At 72.4% G+C, this 16,187-nt stretch carries 18 protein-coding genes and 1 pseudogene; 4 read left to right on the forward strand and 15 right to left on the reverse strand.

The annotated features are described in order from the left end of the window. Positions 1 to 49 precede the first annotated feature (49 nt). The 8 genes and pseudogenes from AB0924_RS36310 to AB0924_RS36345 form a co-directional block, all read right to left on the reverse strand. Positions 50 to 1,621, reverse strand: a complete 1,572-nt coding sequence (locus AB0924_RS36310) for a DUF1996 domain-containing protein (protein ID WP_366913731.1) — start codon at positions 1,619 to 1,621, stop codon at positions 50 to 52. A 175-nt stretch (positions 1,622 to 1,796) separates the two neighbouring features. Next, entirely contained in the window at positions 1,797 to 2,450 is a 654-nt protein-coding gene (locus AB0924_RS36315) for a response regulator transcription factor (protein WP_358940283.1), read from the reverse strand. After that, positions 2,435 to 3,706 (reverse strand): sensor domain-containing protein, encoded by a 1,272-nt coding sequence (locus AB0924_RS36320; RefSeq protein ID WP_366913732.1) that lies wholly within the window; start codon positions 3,704 to 3,706, stop codon positions 2,435 to 2,437. The genes AB0924_RS36315 and AB0924_RS36320 overlap by 16 nt, the downstream gene beginning before the upstream one ends. A 52-nt stretch (positions 3,707 to 3,758) precedes the next feature. Beyond that, positions 3,759 to 4,784 (reverse strand): NAD-dependent epimerase/dehydratase family protein, encoded by a 1,026-nt coding sequence (locus AB0924_RS36325; RefSeq protein ID WP_366913738.1) that lies wholly within the window; start codon positions 4,782 to 4,784, stop codon positions 3,759 to 3,761. 207 nt (positions 4,785 to 4,991) lie between these two features. Further along, positions 4,992 to 5,429 (reverse strand): annotated as a pseudogene (locus AB0924_RS36330) (winged helix-turn-helix domain-containing protein); the annotation flags it as partial. A gap of 119 nt (positions 5,430 to 5,548) precedes the next feature. Then, positions 5,549 to 5,671: a hypothetical protein gene (locus tag AB0924_RS36335; protein WP_268894189.1), complete on the reverse strand. Its 123-nt coding sequence runs from the start codon at positions 5,669 to 5,671 to the stop codon at positions 5,549 to 5,551. A 151-nt stretch (positions 5,672 to 5,822) separates the two neighbouring features. Continuing rightward, complete coding sequence (glnII, locus tag AB0924_RS36340; protein ID WP_358940279.1) at positions 5,823 to 6,854, reverse strand: glutamine synthetase; 1,032 nt, start codon at positions 6,852 to 6,854, stop codon at positions 5,823 to 5,825. Between the two features lie 222 nt (positions 6,855 to 7,076). After that, positions 7,077 to 7,541, reverse strand: coding sequence for a MarR family transcriptional regulator (locus AB0924_RS36345; RefSeq protein ID WP_358940278.1), 465 nt, complete (start codon positions 7,539 to 7,541; stop codon positions 7,077 to 7,079). 67 nt (positions 7,542 to 7,608) lie between these two features. Between AB0924_RS36345 and AB0924_RS36350 the strand changes: the two genes are divergently transcribed. Continuing rightward, entirely contained in the window at positions 7,609 to 8,472 is an 864-nt protein-coding gene (locus AB0924_RS36350; protein WP_358940277.1) for an alpha/beta fold hydrolase, read from the forward strand. Between the two features lie 3 nt (positions 8,473 to 8,475). On the opposite strand, the gene AB0924_RS36355 is transcribed toward AB0924_RS36350, so the two are convergent. Both AB0924_RS36355 and AB0924_RS36360 read right to left on the reverse strand, forming a co-directional pair. After that, a complete protein-coding gene (locus AB0924_RS36355; RefSeq protein WP_366913734.1) occupies positions 8,476 to 9,222 on the reverse strand; it encodes a hypothetical protein in 747 nt (248 codons plus the stop codon). A gap of 120 nt (positions 9,223 to 9,342) precedes the next feature. Further along, on the reverse strand, positions 9,343 to 9,711 hold the full coding sequence (locus tag AB0924_RS36360; RefSeq protein WP_358940275.1) for an arsenate reductase family protein: 369 nt from the start codon (positions 9,709 to 9,711) through the stop codon (positions 9,343 to 9,345). Positions 9,712 to 9,970: 259 nt separating this feature from the next. On the opposite strand from AB0924_RS36360, the gene AB0924_RS36365 reads away from it, so the two are divergent. Continuing rightward, complete coding sequence (locus AB0924_RS36365; protein ID WP_358940274.1) at positions 9,971 to 10,285, forward strand: hypothetical protein; 315 nt, start codon at positions 9,971 to 9,973, stop codon at positions 10,283 to 10,285. 45 nt (positions 10,286 to 10,330) lie between these two features. On the opposite strand, the gene AB0924_RS36370 is transcribed toward AB0924_RS36365, so the two are convergent. Continuing rightward, complete coding sequence (locus AB0924_RS36370) at positions 10,331 to 11,512, reverse strand: winged helix DNA-binding domain-containing protein (RefSeq protein ID WP_366913739.1); 1,182 nt, start codon at positions 11,510 to 11,512, stop codon at positions 10,331 to 10,333. An 80-nt stretch (positions 11,513 to 11,592) separates the two neighbouring features. Next, complete coding sequence (locus AB0924_RS36375) at positions 11,593 to 13,251, reverse strand: alpha/beta fold hydrolase (protein WP_366913735.1); 1,659 nt, start codon at positions 13,249 to 13,251, stop codon at positions 11,593 to 11,595. 131 nt (positions 13,252 to 13,382) lie between these two features. Here AB0924_RS36375 and AB0924_RS36380 point away from each other — a divergent pair, with 131 nt between their 5' ends. Further along, positions 13,383 to 13,655: a hypothetical protein gene (locus AB0924_RS36380; protein WP_358940272.1), complete on the forward strand. Its 273-nt coding sequence runs from the start codon at positions 13,383 to 13,385 to the stop codon at positions 13,653 to 13,655. Positions 13,656 to 13,674: 19 nt separating this feature from the next. On the opposite strand, the gene AB0924_RS36385 is transcribed toward AB0924_RS36380, so the two are convergent. From AB0924_RS36385 to AB0924_RS36395, 3 genes are all read right to left on the reverse strand, one after another. Further along, a complete protein-coding gene (locus AB0924_RS36385) occupies positions 13,675 to 14,259 on the reverse strand; it encodes a hypothetical protein (protein ID WP_366913736.1) in 585 nt (194 codons plus the stop codon). Between the two features lie 2 nt (positions 14,260 to 14,261). Beyond that, the gene (gene htpX / locus AB0924_RS36390) at positions 14,262 to 15,182 is read right to left on the reverse strand and encodes a zinc metalloprotease HtpX (RefSeq protein ID WP_358940270.1); all 921 of its coding nucleotides are present in this window, start codon (positions 15,180 to 15,182) and stop codon (positions 14,262 to 14,264) included. Positions 15,183 to 15,283: 101 nt separating this feature from the next. After that, on the reverse strand, positions 15,284 to 15,541 hold the full coding sequence (locus AB0924_RS36395; RefSeq protein WP_358940269.1) for a hypothetical protein: 258 nt from the start codon (positions 15,539 to 15,541) through the stop codon (positions 15,284 to 15,286). 270 nt (positions 15,542 to 15,811) lie between these two features. Here AB0924_RS36395 and AB0924_RS36400 point away from each other — a divergent pair, with 270 nt between their 5' ends. Next, positions 15,812 to 16,066, forward strand: a complete 255-nt coding sequence (locus AB0924_RS36400; protein WP_358940268.1) for a hypothetical protein — start codon at positions 15,812 to 15,814, stop codon at positions 16,064 to 16,066. Positions 16,067 to 16,187 lie beyond the last annotated feature (121 nt).

Consider the following 16,187-nt stretch of genomic DNA (forward strand, 5'->3'; position numbering starts at 1 on the left):
GCGGGAGGGACCCGCCACCGGCCTTCTTCCGTGCGCGCGTCTCAGGGGATCACGCGCAGTTCTGACCGCGGTTGACGCAGTTCGCGATCTTGTTGGCCAGTCCGCCGGTCGTGACGCTGATGAAGTCGTCGTGGTCGGTGGCCGGCTTGTGCAGCTGCTCGGGGAAGCCGTCCACCGCGTAGGCGTTCTTCACCTGGCCGTTCTGGATGACCGGCGGGGTGATGTTGTACACGAGGCGCATCGTGAGCTGCGGAATGGCCTTGAAGCCGTTCTGGCAGTTCCCATTGGCATCGGCGAAGGCCACGTGCGTGCGGTGGTTGGCGCTGTCGACGTTCTGCCCGTCCCAGCAGCTCTGGAAGGCGAACGTGCGCACCACCTTGCTGCCCTGCGGGCAGATCGGGTACTGCGTGGTCAGCTGCACCTTGTTCTCGAAGCCGGTGCAGCTCCAGTGCGCGTTGGCGTTGGCCAGACCGTTGGTGGTGGTCTTGGCGTCACCGGTGATGATCCGCAGGAACTGCGGCATCGCGACGACCTTGGCGGTCGGGCTGCCCACGTACTTGATCTGGGCCTGGGCCGGCACCAGGATCTTGCCGACGTTGCCCTCCTTGCCGCCGCCGTCCGCGTTCTGGTCGAAGTCCTGCGAGCCGTCCTGGACCCGGACCACGGGCCAGTAGTACGACGACAGGTCGTTCTTGTTCTGGCAGCTCGTGCCGCCCTGGAGGAACGTGTTGTTGCTGGAGAACGCGTTGACCTTCTGGTTGCCGACGTAGTCGTGCAGGTGGTGGGCGCCGTTGGTCACGCCGGGCGCCACGATCACGTTGTCGGTGTTGTGGTTCTTGTTCGCGTTCACCCCGCAGCGCGTGGTGAACGTGCCGGTCGACGCGTTGCGGGACTGGCGCGGCTTGGCCTGCACATTCGCCTGGACCTTGGTGATGTCGACGAAGTCGGCCGCGGCCGGGCCGTTGCCGGCCTGCCCGCCGTTGTTCTGCTGCTGCCCGTTGTTGCCCTGCTGCTGACCACCCTGCTGCTGGTCGCCTTGCTGCTGGTCGCCTTGCTGCTGGTCGCCGTTCTGCTGGTCGCCGTTCTGCTGTTGACCGCCCTGCTGCTGGTCGCCGTTCTGCTGCTGCCCGCCGGTGGTCTGGTTGGCGTTCTGCGCGGTGCAGGTGGCCAGGGTGTCCAGGTCGCCGGGCGCGGTGCCACCGACGCGGGTGATCTCCAGCCTGATCCGGTCCAGGATGACCTTCCGCCGGTCCTGGAGCGGCTGCAGGATGGAGTTCTGGACGAAGCTCGTGTCTCTGGCCTGCGCGTCCCGCGTGGTCGCCAGACGCTGGTAGGCGTCGGTGATCTGGCGGTCGAGGTTGGACAGCTCCCCGGCGACCTCGCCCCGGGCCTGGTTCGGCACGTTGGTCAGCTTCTGGCCCACGTCCGGACACGAGATCGTCGCGACCTGCGCCGTGGCGGCCTTGGTCTGGTTGCCTCCCCACGACTGGTTGCTCGACTCGTGCGCCGAGGCGTAGAAGTTCGCCCAGATCAGCCCGCCCCCACCGAGCGCTAGGGCCGCCGATGCGGCTATGGCCTTGGTGGCCAGCGGCGTACGGCGTTTTCGTGTGTTGCGTCCCATGGAACTCCTCTGACTTCCTTGCGGGGCAGCATCGAGGCGCCCGACAGGAGTGAAGCGGCGTCCTTCCATACGGACGCCGCCCCGGAGGTGTTCAGCCGTCTCCCGAACCAGTCGGCGGAACGCGGTGTGTCATGGGCCTCAAATGGCGTGTGACCAGCGGTAGTTGAGTTTCACATCAGCGGCCGCGGTCGAGGTACGCCAGCACCGCCAGTACGCGCCGATTGTCGTCGTCCGACACCTCCAGGCCCAGTTTGGTGAAGATGTTGGAGGTGTGTTTGGCGATGGCCCGTTCCGTCACCACGAGCTGCCCGGCGATCGCCGCGTTCGAGCGGCCCTGCGCCATCAGCTCCAGCACCTCCAGCTCGCGCGGGGTGAGATGGCCGAGCGGACGGTCGTCGGCCGCCCGTCGCGACAGCAGTTGCTGGATCACCTGCGGGTCCATCGCCGTGCCGCCGGCGGCCACCCGCCGTACCGCGTCCACGAACTGGCCGGCGTCGAACACCCGGTCCTTGAGCAGATAGCCCACCGCGCCGCTGCCGTCGGCCAGCAGCTCACGCGCGTAGAGCTGCTCGACGTGCTGGGACAGGACCAGCACCGGCAGTCCGGGCCGCTCCCGCCGGGCCCGCAGCGCGCACTGCAGGCCCTCGTCGGTGTGCGTGGGCGGCAGGCGCACGTCGACGACGGCGACGTCCGGCTTCAGCTCCGCGAGGGCGCGGTCGAGTTCGGGACCGGACTCGACGGCCGCCACGATCTCGAAGTCGTAGGCCTCCAGCAGCCGGACCAGTCCGTCGCGCAGCAGGAAGAGGTCTTCGGCTAGGACAACGCGCACGGGAGCTCCATGGTGACCAGGGTGGGACCGCCGACGGGGCTGCTGACGGCCAGGACGCCGTCGAATGTACCCAGCCGCCGCTCCACCCCGGCCAGCCCGGATCCCGCGCCGACCACCGCGCCGCCCCTGCCGTTGTCGGTGACGGTGATCCGCAGCATCCCGTCGGCGTGGTGCAGGTCCACCCAGAGCCGGTCGGCACCGGAGTGCTTGACGGCGTTGGTGAGCACCTCGCTGACCGCGAAGTAGGCGGCGGACTCCACCGGCGCGTCCGCCCGGCCGGACAGCTCCACCGTCACCTCGCTCGGCAGCGGCAGCCGCAGCGCCAACGCCCGTACCGCGTCGCCGAGTCCACGCTCGGCGAGCACGGGCGGATGGATGCCCCGGACCAGGTCGCGCAGTTCCTCCAGGGCCTCCACCGAGTTGCGGCGGGCCTGGGTGAGGAGCCGCTTGGCCTGTGCCGGGTCCTTGTCGAGCAGCATCTCCACGGTCCCGAGGTCCATGCCCATCGCGACCAGCCGGGCCTGGGCGCCGTCGTGCAGGTCCCGTTCGATGCGGCGCAGTTCGGCGGCCGAGGTGTCCACGGCGTCGCGCCGGGTCTCGGTCAGCACCCGCACCCGCTCGGCGAGTTCGCCCCGGTCCGCGCCGAGGACGGCCCGGGTGAGACGGAAGTGGGCGGTCAGCAGGCGCGGGGTGAAACGGAGGGCGGCGAACAGCAGGACCGCGGCGAGGGCGGCGGCACCGAGCGCGGTCGTCCGGCCGGTGACCGGCACGAAGCCGTACCAGTAGGTATCGCCGTCCGCGAGCACCCGCCACAGCCCCGCGGCCACCGCGAAGCCCTCCAACGGGTAGAGGACGAGCACCGCGGGCAGCAGCGCCGTGACGAAGCCCGCCGTCAGGTCCACCGGCAGCCACAGCAGGTCCCGCCGCACCTGCCGGTCCCCGAGCATCGTGAAGGTACGCGTCCAGGGGTTGGCGCCGGCGGGCACGGGCCGGTACGCCGACGGGATCGGCACCCCGCCCCACTCGGCCGCGATCCTGCGCCGGGTGTCCGCGACGTCCCGCACCCCGCCGAGGATCCAGGGGGTCGTGACGATGCCGATGCCGATCGGTATGAGCGCGATGGAGACCAGGGTCAGCGTGAGACACAGCACCGTGACGGGCAGCATCGCCACGGCCAGTACGAGCCCCCGTACGGCGGCGAGTGCGGCGTCCCGTGCCCGCGCGCGCACCGCGCCGCCCTTCGTGTCGGTAGTCATGCGGTCAGTCTGGCCGACCCTCCGGCGCCGGTCACTCGCCCGGAGCCCCCGGTCAGGGGGTGGCGCCAGGTACACCCCGGGCCGCGGCGAGCACCTCCGCCTCCACCCGCGGATCGACACCCACCGAGGTCCGGTCGGACCGCTGCGGTGCCGTGCCCCCGATACCGGTCAGCCACCGCCAGGTGTCCGCGACGGTCTCACCCGCGGGCCGGCACCGCAGTCCCGTGGCCAGCGCCCGGGAGACGTCCGAGCGGTGCACGGCGTCGTACATCTCGCCGCCCGGCGGCACCCACACCGGCAGCCCGGTCCACGGCTCGATCCCGGCGTCCAGGATCAGCCCCGGTGCGGTCCACCGCAGTTCGGCGTTCGCGCCGGTCGCCCGGACGCACGCCTCGAGCAGCTCGCCCATCGTGGTCAGACCCGGCGGGCCGACCAGGTCGTACGGGCCGCTCAGCGCCCGCTCCACCGCGCCGAGCAGCCAGCCGGCGAGGTCACGGACGTCGATGTACTGCACGGCCAGGTCGCGCGGCCCCGGTGCCAGGACCGGGCCGCCGCGGGCGATCCGGTTCAGCCACCAGGGCAGCCGGCCCACGTTCTCGTACGGGCCGAGGATCAGCCCGGCCCGGACCAGCAGCGAGTCCCCGGCGCCGAAGGCCTCCACGGCCGCGAGTTCGCCGCCCCGCTTGTCCCGCGCGTAGTCGGTCGCCTCGGCACCGGCGGCGGCGCCCTCGACCAGCGGGGCGTCCTCGCGGGCCCCCCTGGGCCAGGGCCAGGCGTACACGGACCGGCTGGAGACGTAGACGTACCGGCCGGCGCGGCCACGCAAGCGCCGCGCCGCGTCCCGGACCGCCCGGGGCGCGGCCGACCAGGTGTCGACCACCGCGTCCCAGGTGCCGTCGTCGGCGGCGAGGGCGGCGAGCCCGTCGGGCGCGGTGCGGTCGCCGTGCAGCGACCGCACCCCCGCGGGAGGCGCGTGCCGCCCCCGGTGGAAGACGGTCACCTCCCAGCCGCGCGCGAGCGCGGCCTCCACGACGGTCCTTCCCACGAACTCCGTACCGCCCAGCACCAGAAGTCTCATGCCGGTGAGCGTGCCCGGTACCGGCCCGGGGAGGGAAGGGCTGTCTGCCGACGGCAGACGGCCCGGCTCAGTCCCCGGTCGGCGGGGTGTACTTGTAGCCGACCCGGCGCACCGTCTGGATCGACCGGCGGTGCCGCTCGCCCAGCGCCGGGCGATGTGGACGTCGACGGTACGGCCGTCGCCGACGTGGCCGTACCCCCACACCGTGGTCACGAGCTGGTCGCGGGTGTGCACCCGGTTCGGGTGCGCCACGAGGTGGGCCAGCAGCTCGAACTCCAGGTACGTCAGGTCGAGTTGACGGCCGTCGACGCTGACGGTGCGCTGTACGGCGTCGATCCGCACCAGCGGGTCGCCGTCCGTCCCGGCCGCCGAGCCGGCCGCCGCCCCGGTTCCGTCCGGCAGCGCGACCGGGAGGAACGGCGGCCGCTGGTCGGCCGGGACCAGCACCAGGTAGCCGACCATGGGCGGCTGTCCGGGGAGGGTGGGCAGGGTGTGCTGCGGCGCGGGCAGCCAGGTGGCGCCCGGCGGCAGAAGGTCCGCGACGTCCACGACCTCGTCCCGGTCGACGGCCCGCAGCCGGTGCCGGGAGCCGCTCTGGGAGGGGGCGGGAAGGGTGGCGGTGGAGAGGGAACGAGTGGTCGCCATGAGAGGTCAGCTCTTTCGCGCGAGGAGTTCGTCGGAAGGTGCGGCGGCCGCGATTCGTGGTCGGGCGCGCCGGGAGACGTACGTCGTTCCGCGCTGGCCGAAGGCCGGGGTGTACGGCTTTAGAGGGCCCGCGCGTTCGCCGCGCGGCAACACACCCGGTCGAAGTCGTGGTGCTGACGGGAGGGCCAGAACGGCTCGAGGTCGTGACGACCCGTCGCGGTGCGGTTCTGGAAGCTGGCCATGGGCCCATTGAAGCAGAAGCGGGGCCCGGGCAGGACCCCTCTCTCACAGCTTGGACGGCCGCCCGGCTCGAAGTGGGCCCGCGGGCGCGACCGGGACGCCGAAGGGGCGCCCGCCGTCCTGGCGGGCGCCCCCTCGGGAGAGCGGTGCGGATCAGACCTGGCCGGCCTTCTCCAGCGCGGAGCAGCAGGTGTCCACCAGCAGGCGGGTCACCACGTACGGGTCGACGTTGGCGTTCGGGCGGCGGTCCTCGATGTAGCCCTTGCCGTCCTTCTCGACCTGCCACGGGATGCGGACCGAGGCACCGCGGTCGGAGACGCCGTAGGAGTACTCGTTCCACGGGGCGGTCTCGTGCAGGCCGGTGAGGCGGTCGTCGATGCCGGCGCCGTAGTTCTTGACGTGGTCCAGCGGCTTGGAGCCCTCACCGAGCGACTCGCACGCGGTGATGATCGCGTCGTAGCCCTCACGCATCGCCTTGGTGGAGAAGTTGGTGTGCGCTCCGGCGCCGTTCCAGTCACCCTTGACCGGCTTGGGGTCGAGGGTCGCGGAGACGCCGAAGTCCTCGGCGGTGCGGTAGAGCAGCCAGCGGGCCACCCACAGCTGGTCGGAGACCAGCAGCGGGGCGAGCGGGCCGACCTGGAACTCCCACTGGCCCGGCATGACCTCGGCGTTGATGCCGGAGATGCCAAGGCCCGCCTTCAGGCAGTTCTCCAGGTGCGCCTCGACCACGTCACGGCCGAAGATCTCGTCGGCGCCGACACCGCAGTAGTAGCCGCCCTGCGGGGCCGGGAAGCCGTTCTCGGGGAAGCCCAGCGGACGGGCGCCGTCGAAGAAGGTGTACTCCTGTTCGATGCCGAAGATCGGCTCCTGGGCGGCGAACCGCTCGGCGACCTCGGCCAGCGCGGCACGGGTGTTGGACCGGTGCGGGGTCATGTCGATGTCGAGGACCTCGCACAGCACGAGGATGTCGTCGCCGCCGCGGATCGGGTCCGGGCAGGTGAAGACCGGCTTGAGCACGCGGTCCGAGGAGTGGCCCTCGGCCTGGTTCGTGGAGGAGCCGTCGAAGCCCCAGATCGGCAGCGCGTCGAGACCGGCCGGAGCACCCGTGATGATCTTCGTCTTGGAACGGAGCTTGGCCGTCGGCTCGGTGCCGTCGATCCAGATGTACTCAGCCTTGAAGGTCACGGGGCCACATCCTTCGGGGGTGGGTCGGGCGCACTCGCGGGTGCTTGCGGCGCTGCGGCACCGGTGCGCCGCTTCTATCTGCCCGCCAGCCTGTCAACAGGCGATTTCCCGGCCGTTGCTCGCATGTGAACCCCGTGTTACCCGGCCTTTCTGTGTCCGGACTCAAGTGGTGAGGCGGCGCGGGAGGCAGGAGCGCGGCGGCGCGCGAGGGACGGGGGACGCTCACCCGGCCCCGGCGGCCGCTTCCCGCACCCCGTCGAGGAAGCCCCGGACGGCCGCCAGCTGATGCTCGTCGTACCCCCGCAGCAGCTCCACCGACCGCTCGATCAGCGGCCCGAAGAAGGCCCGGCCCAGCTCGACCGCCCGCTCCTCCACCTCGATGACGACCCGCCGCCGGTCCCGTTCCCCGCGAACCCGGCGCACCTGCCCGGCCCGCTCCATACGGTCCACCAGCGCCGTGGTCCCGGCCGAGTTGATGCCCAGGACCGCACCGAGCCGTCCGGCCGTCATCTCCTCACCCGCGCGCCGGGCATCCATGAGCGCGATCAGGGCGCGCACATCGGTGGGGTGCATGCCGTTCCGGCTCGCGAACCGGGCGCTGTGCAGGCCGAGTTCGACGGTGACAGCGCGCAGCAGGTGGACGATCTCCAGCTCGGGCACCGCATCGGGGCTGGGCGGGGTCGGCATGCGATCCTCCGGGTTATCATCTCGCCGAACGAATATCTTGCTCGACGAGATAATAGGGGGTTCCGCCATGCCATGGGCGAGCGGGTACGACGCCGGCGCCTTCCGGGTCGCATACGACAAGGTGCTGGCGAAATGGCCGGCGGACCGCGAGGCGCTGACGGTCGTCACACCCTTCGGCGAGACCCGGGTCAACGCCTGCGGTCCGCGCGACGCGCCGCCGCTGCTCCTGCTGCCGGGCGGCGGCGGAGCGACCTCGGTGTCCTGGTACGCCCAGGCCGCGGAACTGGCACGCACCCGCCGCGTGCTGGCCGCCGACCTGGTCGGCGCGCCCGGACTGAGCGTTCCGGCCGGCGACCGACACCCCCGCACGGTCGCCGACCTGGCCGCCTGGGTGGACGCCCTGCTGGACGGTCTCGACGTGGCCTCGGCCGACGTGGGCGGACACTCGTACGGCGCCTGGATCGCCCTGCACCACGCCCTGCGCTCGCCCGCCCGGGTACGCCGCCTGTTCCTCCTGGACCCGACCGAATGCTTCGCCGGGTACAAGGCGGCGTACCTGCTGCACGCCCTGCCGATGCTGCTGCGGCCCGCGCCCCACCGGGTCCGCGCCTTCCTGGAGTGGGAGACCGGGCGGGGGACCTGCGACCCCGACTGGCTCCGTCTGCAGGAGGCGGCCGCCCGTTTCCCGTCCGTGCGGCCGGTGACGGACCCGCGCCCGGCACCCGAGGCGCTGCGCGCCCTGGACGTACGGGTCCTGCTGCTCGTGGCCGCGAACAGCAGGACCCATGACCCCGTCCGGGTGGCGGACCGGGCGGCCGCGACACTGCCGCGCGTGGAGACCGGCGTACTGCCGGAGGTCTCCCACCACGCGCTGCCGCAGTCGGCGCCGCCCGGCCTGGGCCGTCACCTCACGCGCTTCCTGTCCCTCTGAGCCTCACCCCACCTTCTCGATGAGCGCGCGGCGGATGAGGAACTTGCCCGGCTCCCGGACCTGTTCGAAGGCGGCGTTGTTCAGCAGCGCGCAACTGCCGGACACCGAGGTGACCTTCACCGTCGTGGACTTGTTGTTGTCCAGGTTGGTGACCTTCAGGGTCGTGCCGGCCGGGAACTGGTTGCTGGACGCGGCCGGGGCGCCGCCCTCACCGGAGAGCGTGACCGTCGAGCCCTTGCACACCTGCTGGCCCGAGGCCGCGGCGCCGCCGGCGCCGTTCCCACCGGCCGCCGGGTCCGAGGGCTGCGCGGACTGCTGCGCCCCACCGGCCTGCGCCCCGCCCGCCTGTGCGCCGGCACCCTGCTGTGCGCCGGCACCCTGCTGCTCGTTGCCCTGCTGGCCGCCCTGCGCCGCCTGGGAGTCCTGAGCCGACTCCCCAACGGTGCATCCGGCGGCCTTCTGCTGGACCTCGATCTGCTTGATGACCGCCTCGCGGTTGGCGATCCGGGCCGCCGACTGCGCGTCCGGGTTCGCCTTCTGGTCCGCGATGAACCGGTCGTTGTTGCCGTGGGCCGTGGCCAGCCCCTGGCACACCGTCGAGTCCCCGGCGGACAGCGTCCGGGCGTTCTGCGGGCTCTGTGCGGCGTTCGAGGTGGACGCCAGCGCGAAGGCTCCGCCGCCCGCCACCGCCGCGGCACTGACGAGCAGCGCGAGCTTCTTCTTCGTGCTGAGAGTTCTCCTGCGCGACATGCGCGCCTCCTGAAGAGGTAGGGGAGCGTACGCCGCTATGTACGAGATCCCGAACAGGGTTACTCAGCGGTCACCGGAGTTCTTCCAAGTAACCTGCGTCACAGTTCGGTTGAGCACCGCTCAGCTCTTGCTCCGGGACACCGCCTCCTGCACGGCCTCCTCGGTGCGGCCCACCAGGGCGGTCCCGTCGTCCGCCGTGATGATCGGCCGCTGGATCAGCTTCGGGTGCTCGGCGAGGGCCGTGATCCACCGGTCCCGCGCGCTCTCGTCCCGCGCCCACTCCTTGAGCCCCAGCTCCTTGGCGGCGTCCTCCTGGGTCCGGGTGATGTCCCACGGCTCGAGTCCGAGCCGGCCGAGCACGGCCCTGATCTCGTCCTCGCTCGGCACGTCCTCCAGATAGCGGCGGACGGTGTAGTCGGCCCCCTCGGCGTCGAGCAGGCTGATGGCGCTGCGGCACTTGGAACAGGCCGGGTTGATCCAGATCTCCATGCGGCACACCGTACGCGACAACCGGGCCGGCGCACGCCGCGCGGCGGTCTCGGAGCGATGAGCCTGTTCGATTTTCCGCCGCCCCATCCGCACCTCCCGAACCTGCCGTGACACGGCGGCAACTTCCGTTCCCACCTGCGCATTTGAGCCTTCCGCTGACTGCCTGAATGTCAGTGCCCGGCAGTAGAATGGGAGCAGTGTTCGAGGGAATCGCCGGAGACCTTCCGGCGGGTGCCCTGACCGCGACAGGAGGATGCCCGTGCCCGCTGCCGCCCTGAAGTCCAAGCCGTTGCCGACCCAGTCCACCGCCAAGCGCGCCGTCCGGCTCGACTCGCCCTACGCGCCGGTGGAGAAGCGTCCGCTGCCCGCCGGGCGGCCCCGCGAGTGGTACGTCACCCACAACCGGCGCCTGAAGGCCATGCGCCTCGCCATAGCCCTGCTCGACACCGGCGTCCACCTGCCGAACCAGGCCCACGACGAGGCGATCCGCAGCACCGCCGAGCGGATCGGCGTGCACCCGCCGTCCGCCACGACGTGCCACATGGTGCGGGCGCTGATGCGTTACACCCGGTGAGAACCGGTGCCGGGTGCCCCGGGCCGGCGCGGGGCACCCGGACCGTCAGGCCGACAACTCCCGCTCCAGCGGAGTACGGAAACGCGGGGTGACCCTCGTCGTGCCCAGCCACCCGCGCAGCCGCTCCGCCTCCACCGCCACCACCGGCTCCGCCTCCCGGCGCACGCCGGCGTCCGGGATCCGCCAGACGATCCCGCCGTCCGCGCGCTGGGCCCAGCCGCCCACCACCCGGCCGTTCCACCACACGGTCGGGCCCACGTTGCCACTGCGGTCGAAGAGCTCCGGGCGCAGCCCGTCGGGCAGGTACCAGTCGCGCTGCTGCCAGGCCATGACCGTCGGGTCCAGCGCCGGCAGCAGGGCCGCCCAGGGCCGGCCGGGAGCCGCCACCGGGTCCACGTCACCGGCCGCCACGAAACCCGTGCCCTCCTCCAGGGCGACCTCGTGCGCGCCGATCGCGGCCAGGGCGCGGCGCACCTCCGTCACCCGCCAGCCGGTCCACCACTTCAGGTCCGCCTCCGTGGCGGGCCCGCAGACCCGCAGCCAGCGCTCCAGCAGACCGGCCTGCGCCCGCGCCGGATCCAGCTCCGGGTGCGGCGGTGCCGGCGCCCAGCGGAACTGGCTGGACGTCCAGGAGCCGAGCGGGCGGCCCCGGACCACCTTGCCCTCCACGCCGAGCACCCGCAGCAGCCGCGAGGAGACCGTGTGGACCCCCTCGTAGCTCTTGCCCGCCGCGTACACGAACTGCTCGCGCAGCCGCGGCTCGTCCGCCGTCAGCTCCGCCGCCGTCGCCTGGCCGCGCCGGGCCAGCGCCGCCAGCGCGGACGCCTCGACCTCCGCCAGCCAGGCGGCGTCCGGGGCGCCCGCCCTGGCCATGTCCTTGACCAGCGAGGCGCGTTCCCGCGCCGCCACCGTGAGGCCCGTGGACGCGTGCACGACGGCGGTCAGCTCCGTGGGGAACACGAACACCGTGTGCCGCATGCCGTGCATACGGACGAGCGTCCGGTCCTCGTACAGCGCCCGTTCCGTCTCCGGCACCGCCTTCGCCGCGTCGGCGAGCCGCGCCGACACCGCCAGATACACCGTCGCCGGGTCCGTGCCGTGCAGGGCCACCAGGGCGGCGGCCACCTCCTCGGGGGCCGCCGCCCGCGCCGTGTCCGCGAGACGGTGGCGCAGCGCCAGCCGCGCCCGCCGCTCCGCCGTACCGATGTGCCGCCGTCCGTCGCCCATGCCGACCTCCCCCTCGCTCACCGTGCCACTCCCAGCATGCTCGCCGGTACCACCGACAACCGGTGTCCGGCGCCCGCGGTTCAGCCGTACCGCTCCATCAGCCCGCCCACATAGGCCGCCAGCCGCTCGCCCAGCACCCCGGGGGTCAGATCCGTGCGGCCCAGCTCACGCCAGGGCCCGGCCAGCTTCGCGGCGTCGGGGGAGTAGGCCAGCGCGTCGAGCAGCCGCCAGTACAGGTGGTCCGGCCCGTCCGCCAGACCGTCACCGCCGTGCCGCTCGTACCGGTCCCGGAAGGCCAGCCCGTGCTCCGGGCCGTGCAGCAGGGCCAGCGCCGTGGAGCAGTGGGCGACGTCCAGGTCGGCCGGACCCCAGGAGGTCTCCACCCAGTCGACGACCCCGCTCACCCGGAGCCCGTCCCCGGCCCCGGTGAACAGCACGTTGCCGGGGTGGTAGTCCCGGTGCAGGAACCGGCCGCGGTACGGCGGCGGGTCGCGCCGGATGACGTCCACCGCCCGCTCCCACAACGCGCCCTCCGGCGTACGCACTCTCTCGGGCGAGGTCCACGCCTGGTACGGACGCGGGCGCTCCGCCGGCTCGACCGCGTGGATACGGACCAGCTGGGCGGCGAGCAGGTCCAGCCGCCGGTCCAGGAACTCCCCGTCCTCGTCGTCCACCCGGACCAGACCCGGCATCCGGGTCATCAGCAGGCTGGGGTGGTCGCAGTGCTCCGCGGTGGCGTCGACGGCGACCAGGGCCGGGGCCGGAACGCCCTCCTGCCCGGCCAGCAGACCGAGCACCGCCGCCTCCCGGGACAGCAGCCCCGGGGCGTGCCGCCGGAAGAACGGCCGCACGAACGTGCGCAGCACCAGCTCCTCCCCGTCGTCCAGCGTGAGCCCCCGCATCTGCGCGGACCAGCCCCCGGACAGCGGACGGGAGGCCACGACCTCACGGCCTCGCGGCAGCCGCTCGGCCAGCCAGCCGCGCGTCGACGCCCAGGCACCGTCCTCGAGCCCGTCCAGCAGCGCGGCCGCCAGGTCCCGCCGGTCCTCGGCGTGGTCCTGGAGCCACAGGCCCAACCGGTGCCCGGCGTCCGGGAGTTCGAGCCGGGTGTACTGGGCGCGTGCCGACAGCGCGTCCTGCACGGCCTCCGTCACCTCCGGCGGGATCACGTCGTCGGTGCCCGGCACCGCCAGCACCGCCCGCCCCTCGAACGCGCGCAGCACCTCCAGTGCCGGGGAGGTCCGCCAGGTCCCGGGCGTGCGGATGATCGTGCTGAACCGCCGGCTGCCGTCGCCGAAGGGCTCGTCCCAGGCCTCCGGCGCGTACACGGCGGGTGCGCACAGGCCCACCGCCACCACCCGGCGCCCGTAGTGCCGGACCAGATCCGCGACCGTCTGCCCGCTCATGCTGAACCCGACCAGCACCAGCGGATCGCCCGCCGGAGCGTGCGCGTCGATCACCGCGACCGCCTGCGCGAACCGCCGTCGCAGGCTCGACTCCGCGAGCGCGCCGCTGCTTTCGCCATGCCCGGAGAAGTCGAAGGCCAGGGCGTGCGCGCCATGTGCGGCGAACTCGGCGAGCAGCGGCAGCAGCCGTTCCTTGCTGCCGGTTCCCGCGCCGTGCAGGAGCACGGCCGTCGCCCGTCCGGGCGGACCGGTGCTCACCCCGCTGATCCGCTCGCCGTCGTACGCGTACACGAAATCCTTGTACTCACCTGTGGATGCGGGGAGTTCGCTCATGAGCGCCATTCACTCACACGGGCCGGACGGCGCGGAAAACGAGGTGCGTACCGGGATGCGGCCTCTCTACGCTGAACAAACGGCGCGAAGCCGACACCCCGTCCCCACTCACCTCATGGAGGAGGTCCGTCATGCGTGGCGTCGTCAGCACCGGGACCGTCGTCCTGGTGATCCTCGGATTCGGAAACCACACCTGGTGGCTCGCCGCCGCCGTGCTGCTGTACCTGTACGCGAAGTACGGCCGGGGCTCGCCCGCCGCACCCCCGCCGGGCGGCGCGGGCCCGATGCCCGACTCCTACCGGGCGTACCGCGAGCGCCGTGACCGCCAGGCCAAGTGGGAGCGCCGCTACCGCCGCGAGCGCCCCTTCGAGACCCGGCGCCAGGCGCGCGCGAAGAGCAGGTGAGCCGAGTCGCCCCCGGCCGTCACAGACCGGGCGCGCCCCACACCGGGAACCACCGGCCGAGGTCCGGCTCGATCCGCAGATCACTCCCGAGCGCCGCCTTCACCCGCAGCTCCAGCGCGCTGTCCCGGCGTTCGGAGGCACCGGGAAGCGGGGCGAACGGGAAGAAGGTCCCCCGTTTGTACAGATAGACGAGGGCCAGCCGGCGGCCGGTGTCGTTCGTGAAGGCGGCCAGTGAGCACAGGAGCTGGGGGCCGAAGCCGTTGGCCTCCAGGGAGGTGTTCACCGCGTGCAGGTCGTTGACCAGCTCGGGGAGCTGCTCGGGGGCCCGGCGGGAGATCAGCCAGGAGTAGCCGTAGCCGTCCTGGGTGAGTTCCACCGGGCTCCCCGCCCGGTCGGCGTCCGCGTCGAGCAGTGCCTGGATCTCGCGGTGGGTCTGCTCGAAGGCGGCGCCCTCGACCGTGGCGAAGCACACCGCGCCGACGCCGGCCGGGGTGAACCCGGCCGCCGCCTCGAGCGTGATCGCCGCCGAGGGCAGCGCGAACAGCCGGTCCAGATCGGGCGCGACCGGCTTCGTACGGCCGAGCAGGATGTCCAGCAGCCCCATGCTCAGCCCGCCTTCCCCGGCGTGGCCGCCTCGCCCAGCTCCGCGGAGATCCGCCCGAGCTGGTCGAGCCGCTGCTGCAGGGTCGGGTGGGTGGAGAAGAACCGCTCGATGCCGGGCTCCTTGCCGGTCGCCGGGGTGAAGTAGAAGGCGTTGAAGGCCTGGGCCGTACGCAGGTCCTCGGTCGGGATCCGGGCGATGTCCCCGGAGACCTTGGTGAGCGCCGACGCCAGCGCCGACGGCCGGCCGGTCAGGTGCGCGGCGGCCCGGTCGGCCGCCAGTTCCCGATACCGGGACAGTGCCCGGATCAGCAGGAAGCTGATCGCGTACACGGCCGCGGAGACGGCCATCACGGCGGCGAAGACGGCGGCCGTGTTCTGGTCCCTGCGGCCGCCGCCGAGGACCTGCGAGTAGAAGGCGAACCGCACGATCAGTCCCGCGATCACCCCGAGGAACGAAGCGATGGTGATCACGGCGACGTCCTTGTGCGCCACGTGCGACAGCTCGTGCGCGAGCACGCCCTCCAGCTCGGCGGGCTCCAGCCGGCGCAGCAGTCCGGTGGTCACGCAGACCACGGCGTGATCGGGGCTGCGCCCGGTCGCGAACGCGTTCGGCATGCCCATCTCGGAGACGGCGATCACCGGCTTCGGCATGTCCGCGATCGCGGACAGCCGGTCGACCACGGCGTGCAGTTCGGGGTACTCCTCCCGCTCCACCACCCGCCCGCGCATGGCGAACATCGCGATCCGGTCGGAGAACCAGAACTGCGCGACGAACATCGCCCCGACCACCGCGACGACCAGCAGCCAGGACTTGAGCAACACGATCAACGCGGCGACGAAGGCCACGTACAGCAGTCCGAGCAGGAACAGCGTGACCGTCATCCGTACGGTCAGCCGCCGATCGCTCCGGAAGCGGCTCTGCATCTTGCACCACCCCACGGTCAGGCACTCGTCCCGCTGTCCAGTGTGCACCTGCGGATACCCCTGCGGGGGACCCCGGACGGCCGTTCACGCGCAGTGGCGGGCTAGTACGGCGAGTGCATCTGCGCGTAGCCGAGCAGGGCTATCACCGCGGCGACGCAGCCGAGGACCACGACCGTCGATATCCACGAGGACCGGCGCGGCGCCGAGCGCTCCGGGTCGGCACGGAAGGGCGCCGGGTCCGGAGGGTTCTCCTTCCAGCGGGCGGCGAGCATACGGGCGCGGGCCGAAGGCTCCTTGTGCTCAGCCGAGTTCGCCCACCTGTGATCGAACTCTTTCTCCCAGTCGTCCTGTTCGGACATCCCCGTTGCACCTCTCTCGTCGGACGGAGCCAGGGTGATGATCTCCCGAGAATAGGAGTCATGAGAAGCGGCAAAGGTTGCCCAGGATGCTGGGTGACCGGTGGACGGCTAGCATCGAGATGAGAAGCCGCACTGCGGGCTGCGTCATGGTGACGCCCTGCTACGACATTCGTGCGGCCCCCTACGACCGCGCCGGACTCTCGCTCCGAGGCCGCGGCCATCCGACTCGTGCCCGGAAAGCCGCACGAGGGGTGGAAGGAAGGTGGATCCATGAAAGCACATCGCGCGAGGCGTCTCGCCGCAGTGTCCGCCGTCGGCGTGCTGATGGCAGGCGGAGCCGTCGTCACCTCGGCGGCCGGCGCGTCGGCCGCTACCCCGGACCACGTCACGCAGGTCAGCACGAACCGGGGCTGCGACTGGTGGGGCAACTGCTTCGACGGCTTCAACCGCTTCGACCGGGGCGGCTTCTTCCACAACAACTTCAACAACGGCGGAGTACCGGTCGTCATCGTCGTGGTGAGCTGACGGACGCACGGCGGAGGGCCGCCACATGCTGCTGCTCCCGCGCGGAGCGCTGCAGGGAGTCCTGCGCCGTCACCCCTATCAGGGTGCCCGTCACCGGCGCGGCCACGGCGATCAGCACCAG

This window comes from Streptomyces sp. NPDC047869, assembly GCF_040704065.1.
Classification (GTDB): Bacteria; Actinomycetota; Actinomycetes; order Streptomycetales; family Streptomycetaceae; genus Streptomyces.

Excerpts from the sequence above, each read along its gene's own strand:
- AB0924_RS36310 (WP_366913731.1), bottom strand. The coding sequence starts at position 1,621 with ATGGGACGCAACACACGAAAACGCCGTACGCCGCTGGCCACCAAGGCC.
- AB0924_RS36320 (WP_366913732.1), bottom strand. The coding sequence starts at position 3,706 with ATGACTACCGACACGAAGGGCGGCGCGGTGCGCGCGCGGGCACGGGAC.
- AB0924_RS36325 (WP_366913738.1), bottom strand. The coding sequence starts at position 4,784 with ATGAGACTTCTGGTGCTGGGCGGTACGGAGTTCGTGGGAAGGACCGTC.
- AB0924_RS36335 (WP_268894189.1), bottom strand. The coding sequence starts at position 5,671 with ATGGCCAGCTTCCAGAACCGCACCGCGACGGGTCGTCACGACCTCGAG.
- AB0924_RS36345 (WP_358940278.1), bottom strand. The coding sequence starts at position 7,541 with ATGCCGACCCCGCCCAGCCCCGATGCGGTGCCCGAGCTGGAGATCGTC.
- AB0924_RS36350 (WP_358940277.1), top strand. The coding sequence starts at position 7,609 with ATGCCATGGGCGAGCGGGTACGACGCCGGCGCCTTCCGGGTCGCATAC.
- AB0924_RS36355 (WP_366913734.1), bottom strand. The coding sequence starts at position 9,222 with ATGTCGCGCAGGAGAACTCTCAGCACGAAGAAGAAGCTCGCGCTGCTC.
- AB0924_RS36360 (WP_358940275.1), bottom strand. The coding sequence starts at position 9,711 with ATGGAGATCTGGATCAACCCGGCCTGTTCCAAGTGCCGCAGCGCCATC.
- AB0924_RS36370 (WP_366913739.1), bottom strand. The coding sequence starts at position 11,512 with ATGGGCGACGGACGGCGGCACATCGGTACGGCGGAGCGGCGGGCGCGG.
- AB0924_RS36375 (WP_366913735.1), bottom strand. The coding sequence starts at position 13,251 with ATGAGCGAACTCCCCGCATCCACAGGTGAGTACAAGGATTTCGTGTAC.
- AB0924_RS36380 (WP_358940272.1), top strand. The coding sequence starts at position 13,383 with ATGCGTGGCGTCGTCAGCACCGGGACCGTCGTCCTGGTGATCCTCGGA.
- AB0924_RS36385 (WP_366913736.1), bottom strand. The coding sequence starts at position 14,259 with ATGGGGCTGCTGGACATCCTGCTCGGCCGTACGAAGCCGGTCGCGCCC.
- htpX (WP_358940270.1), bottom strand. The coding sequence starts at position 15,182 with ATGCAGAGCCGCTTCCGGAGCGATCGGCGGCTGACCGTACGGATGACG.
- AB0924_RS36395 (WP_358940269.1), bottom strand. The coding sequence starts at position 15,541 with ATGTCCGAACAGGACGACTGGGAGAAAGAGTTCGATCACAGGTGGGCG.
- AB0924_RS36400 (WP_358940268.1), top strand. The coding sequence starts at position 15,812 with ATGAAAGCACATCGCGCGAGGCGTCTCGCCGCAGTGTCCGCCGTCGGC.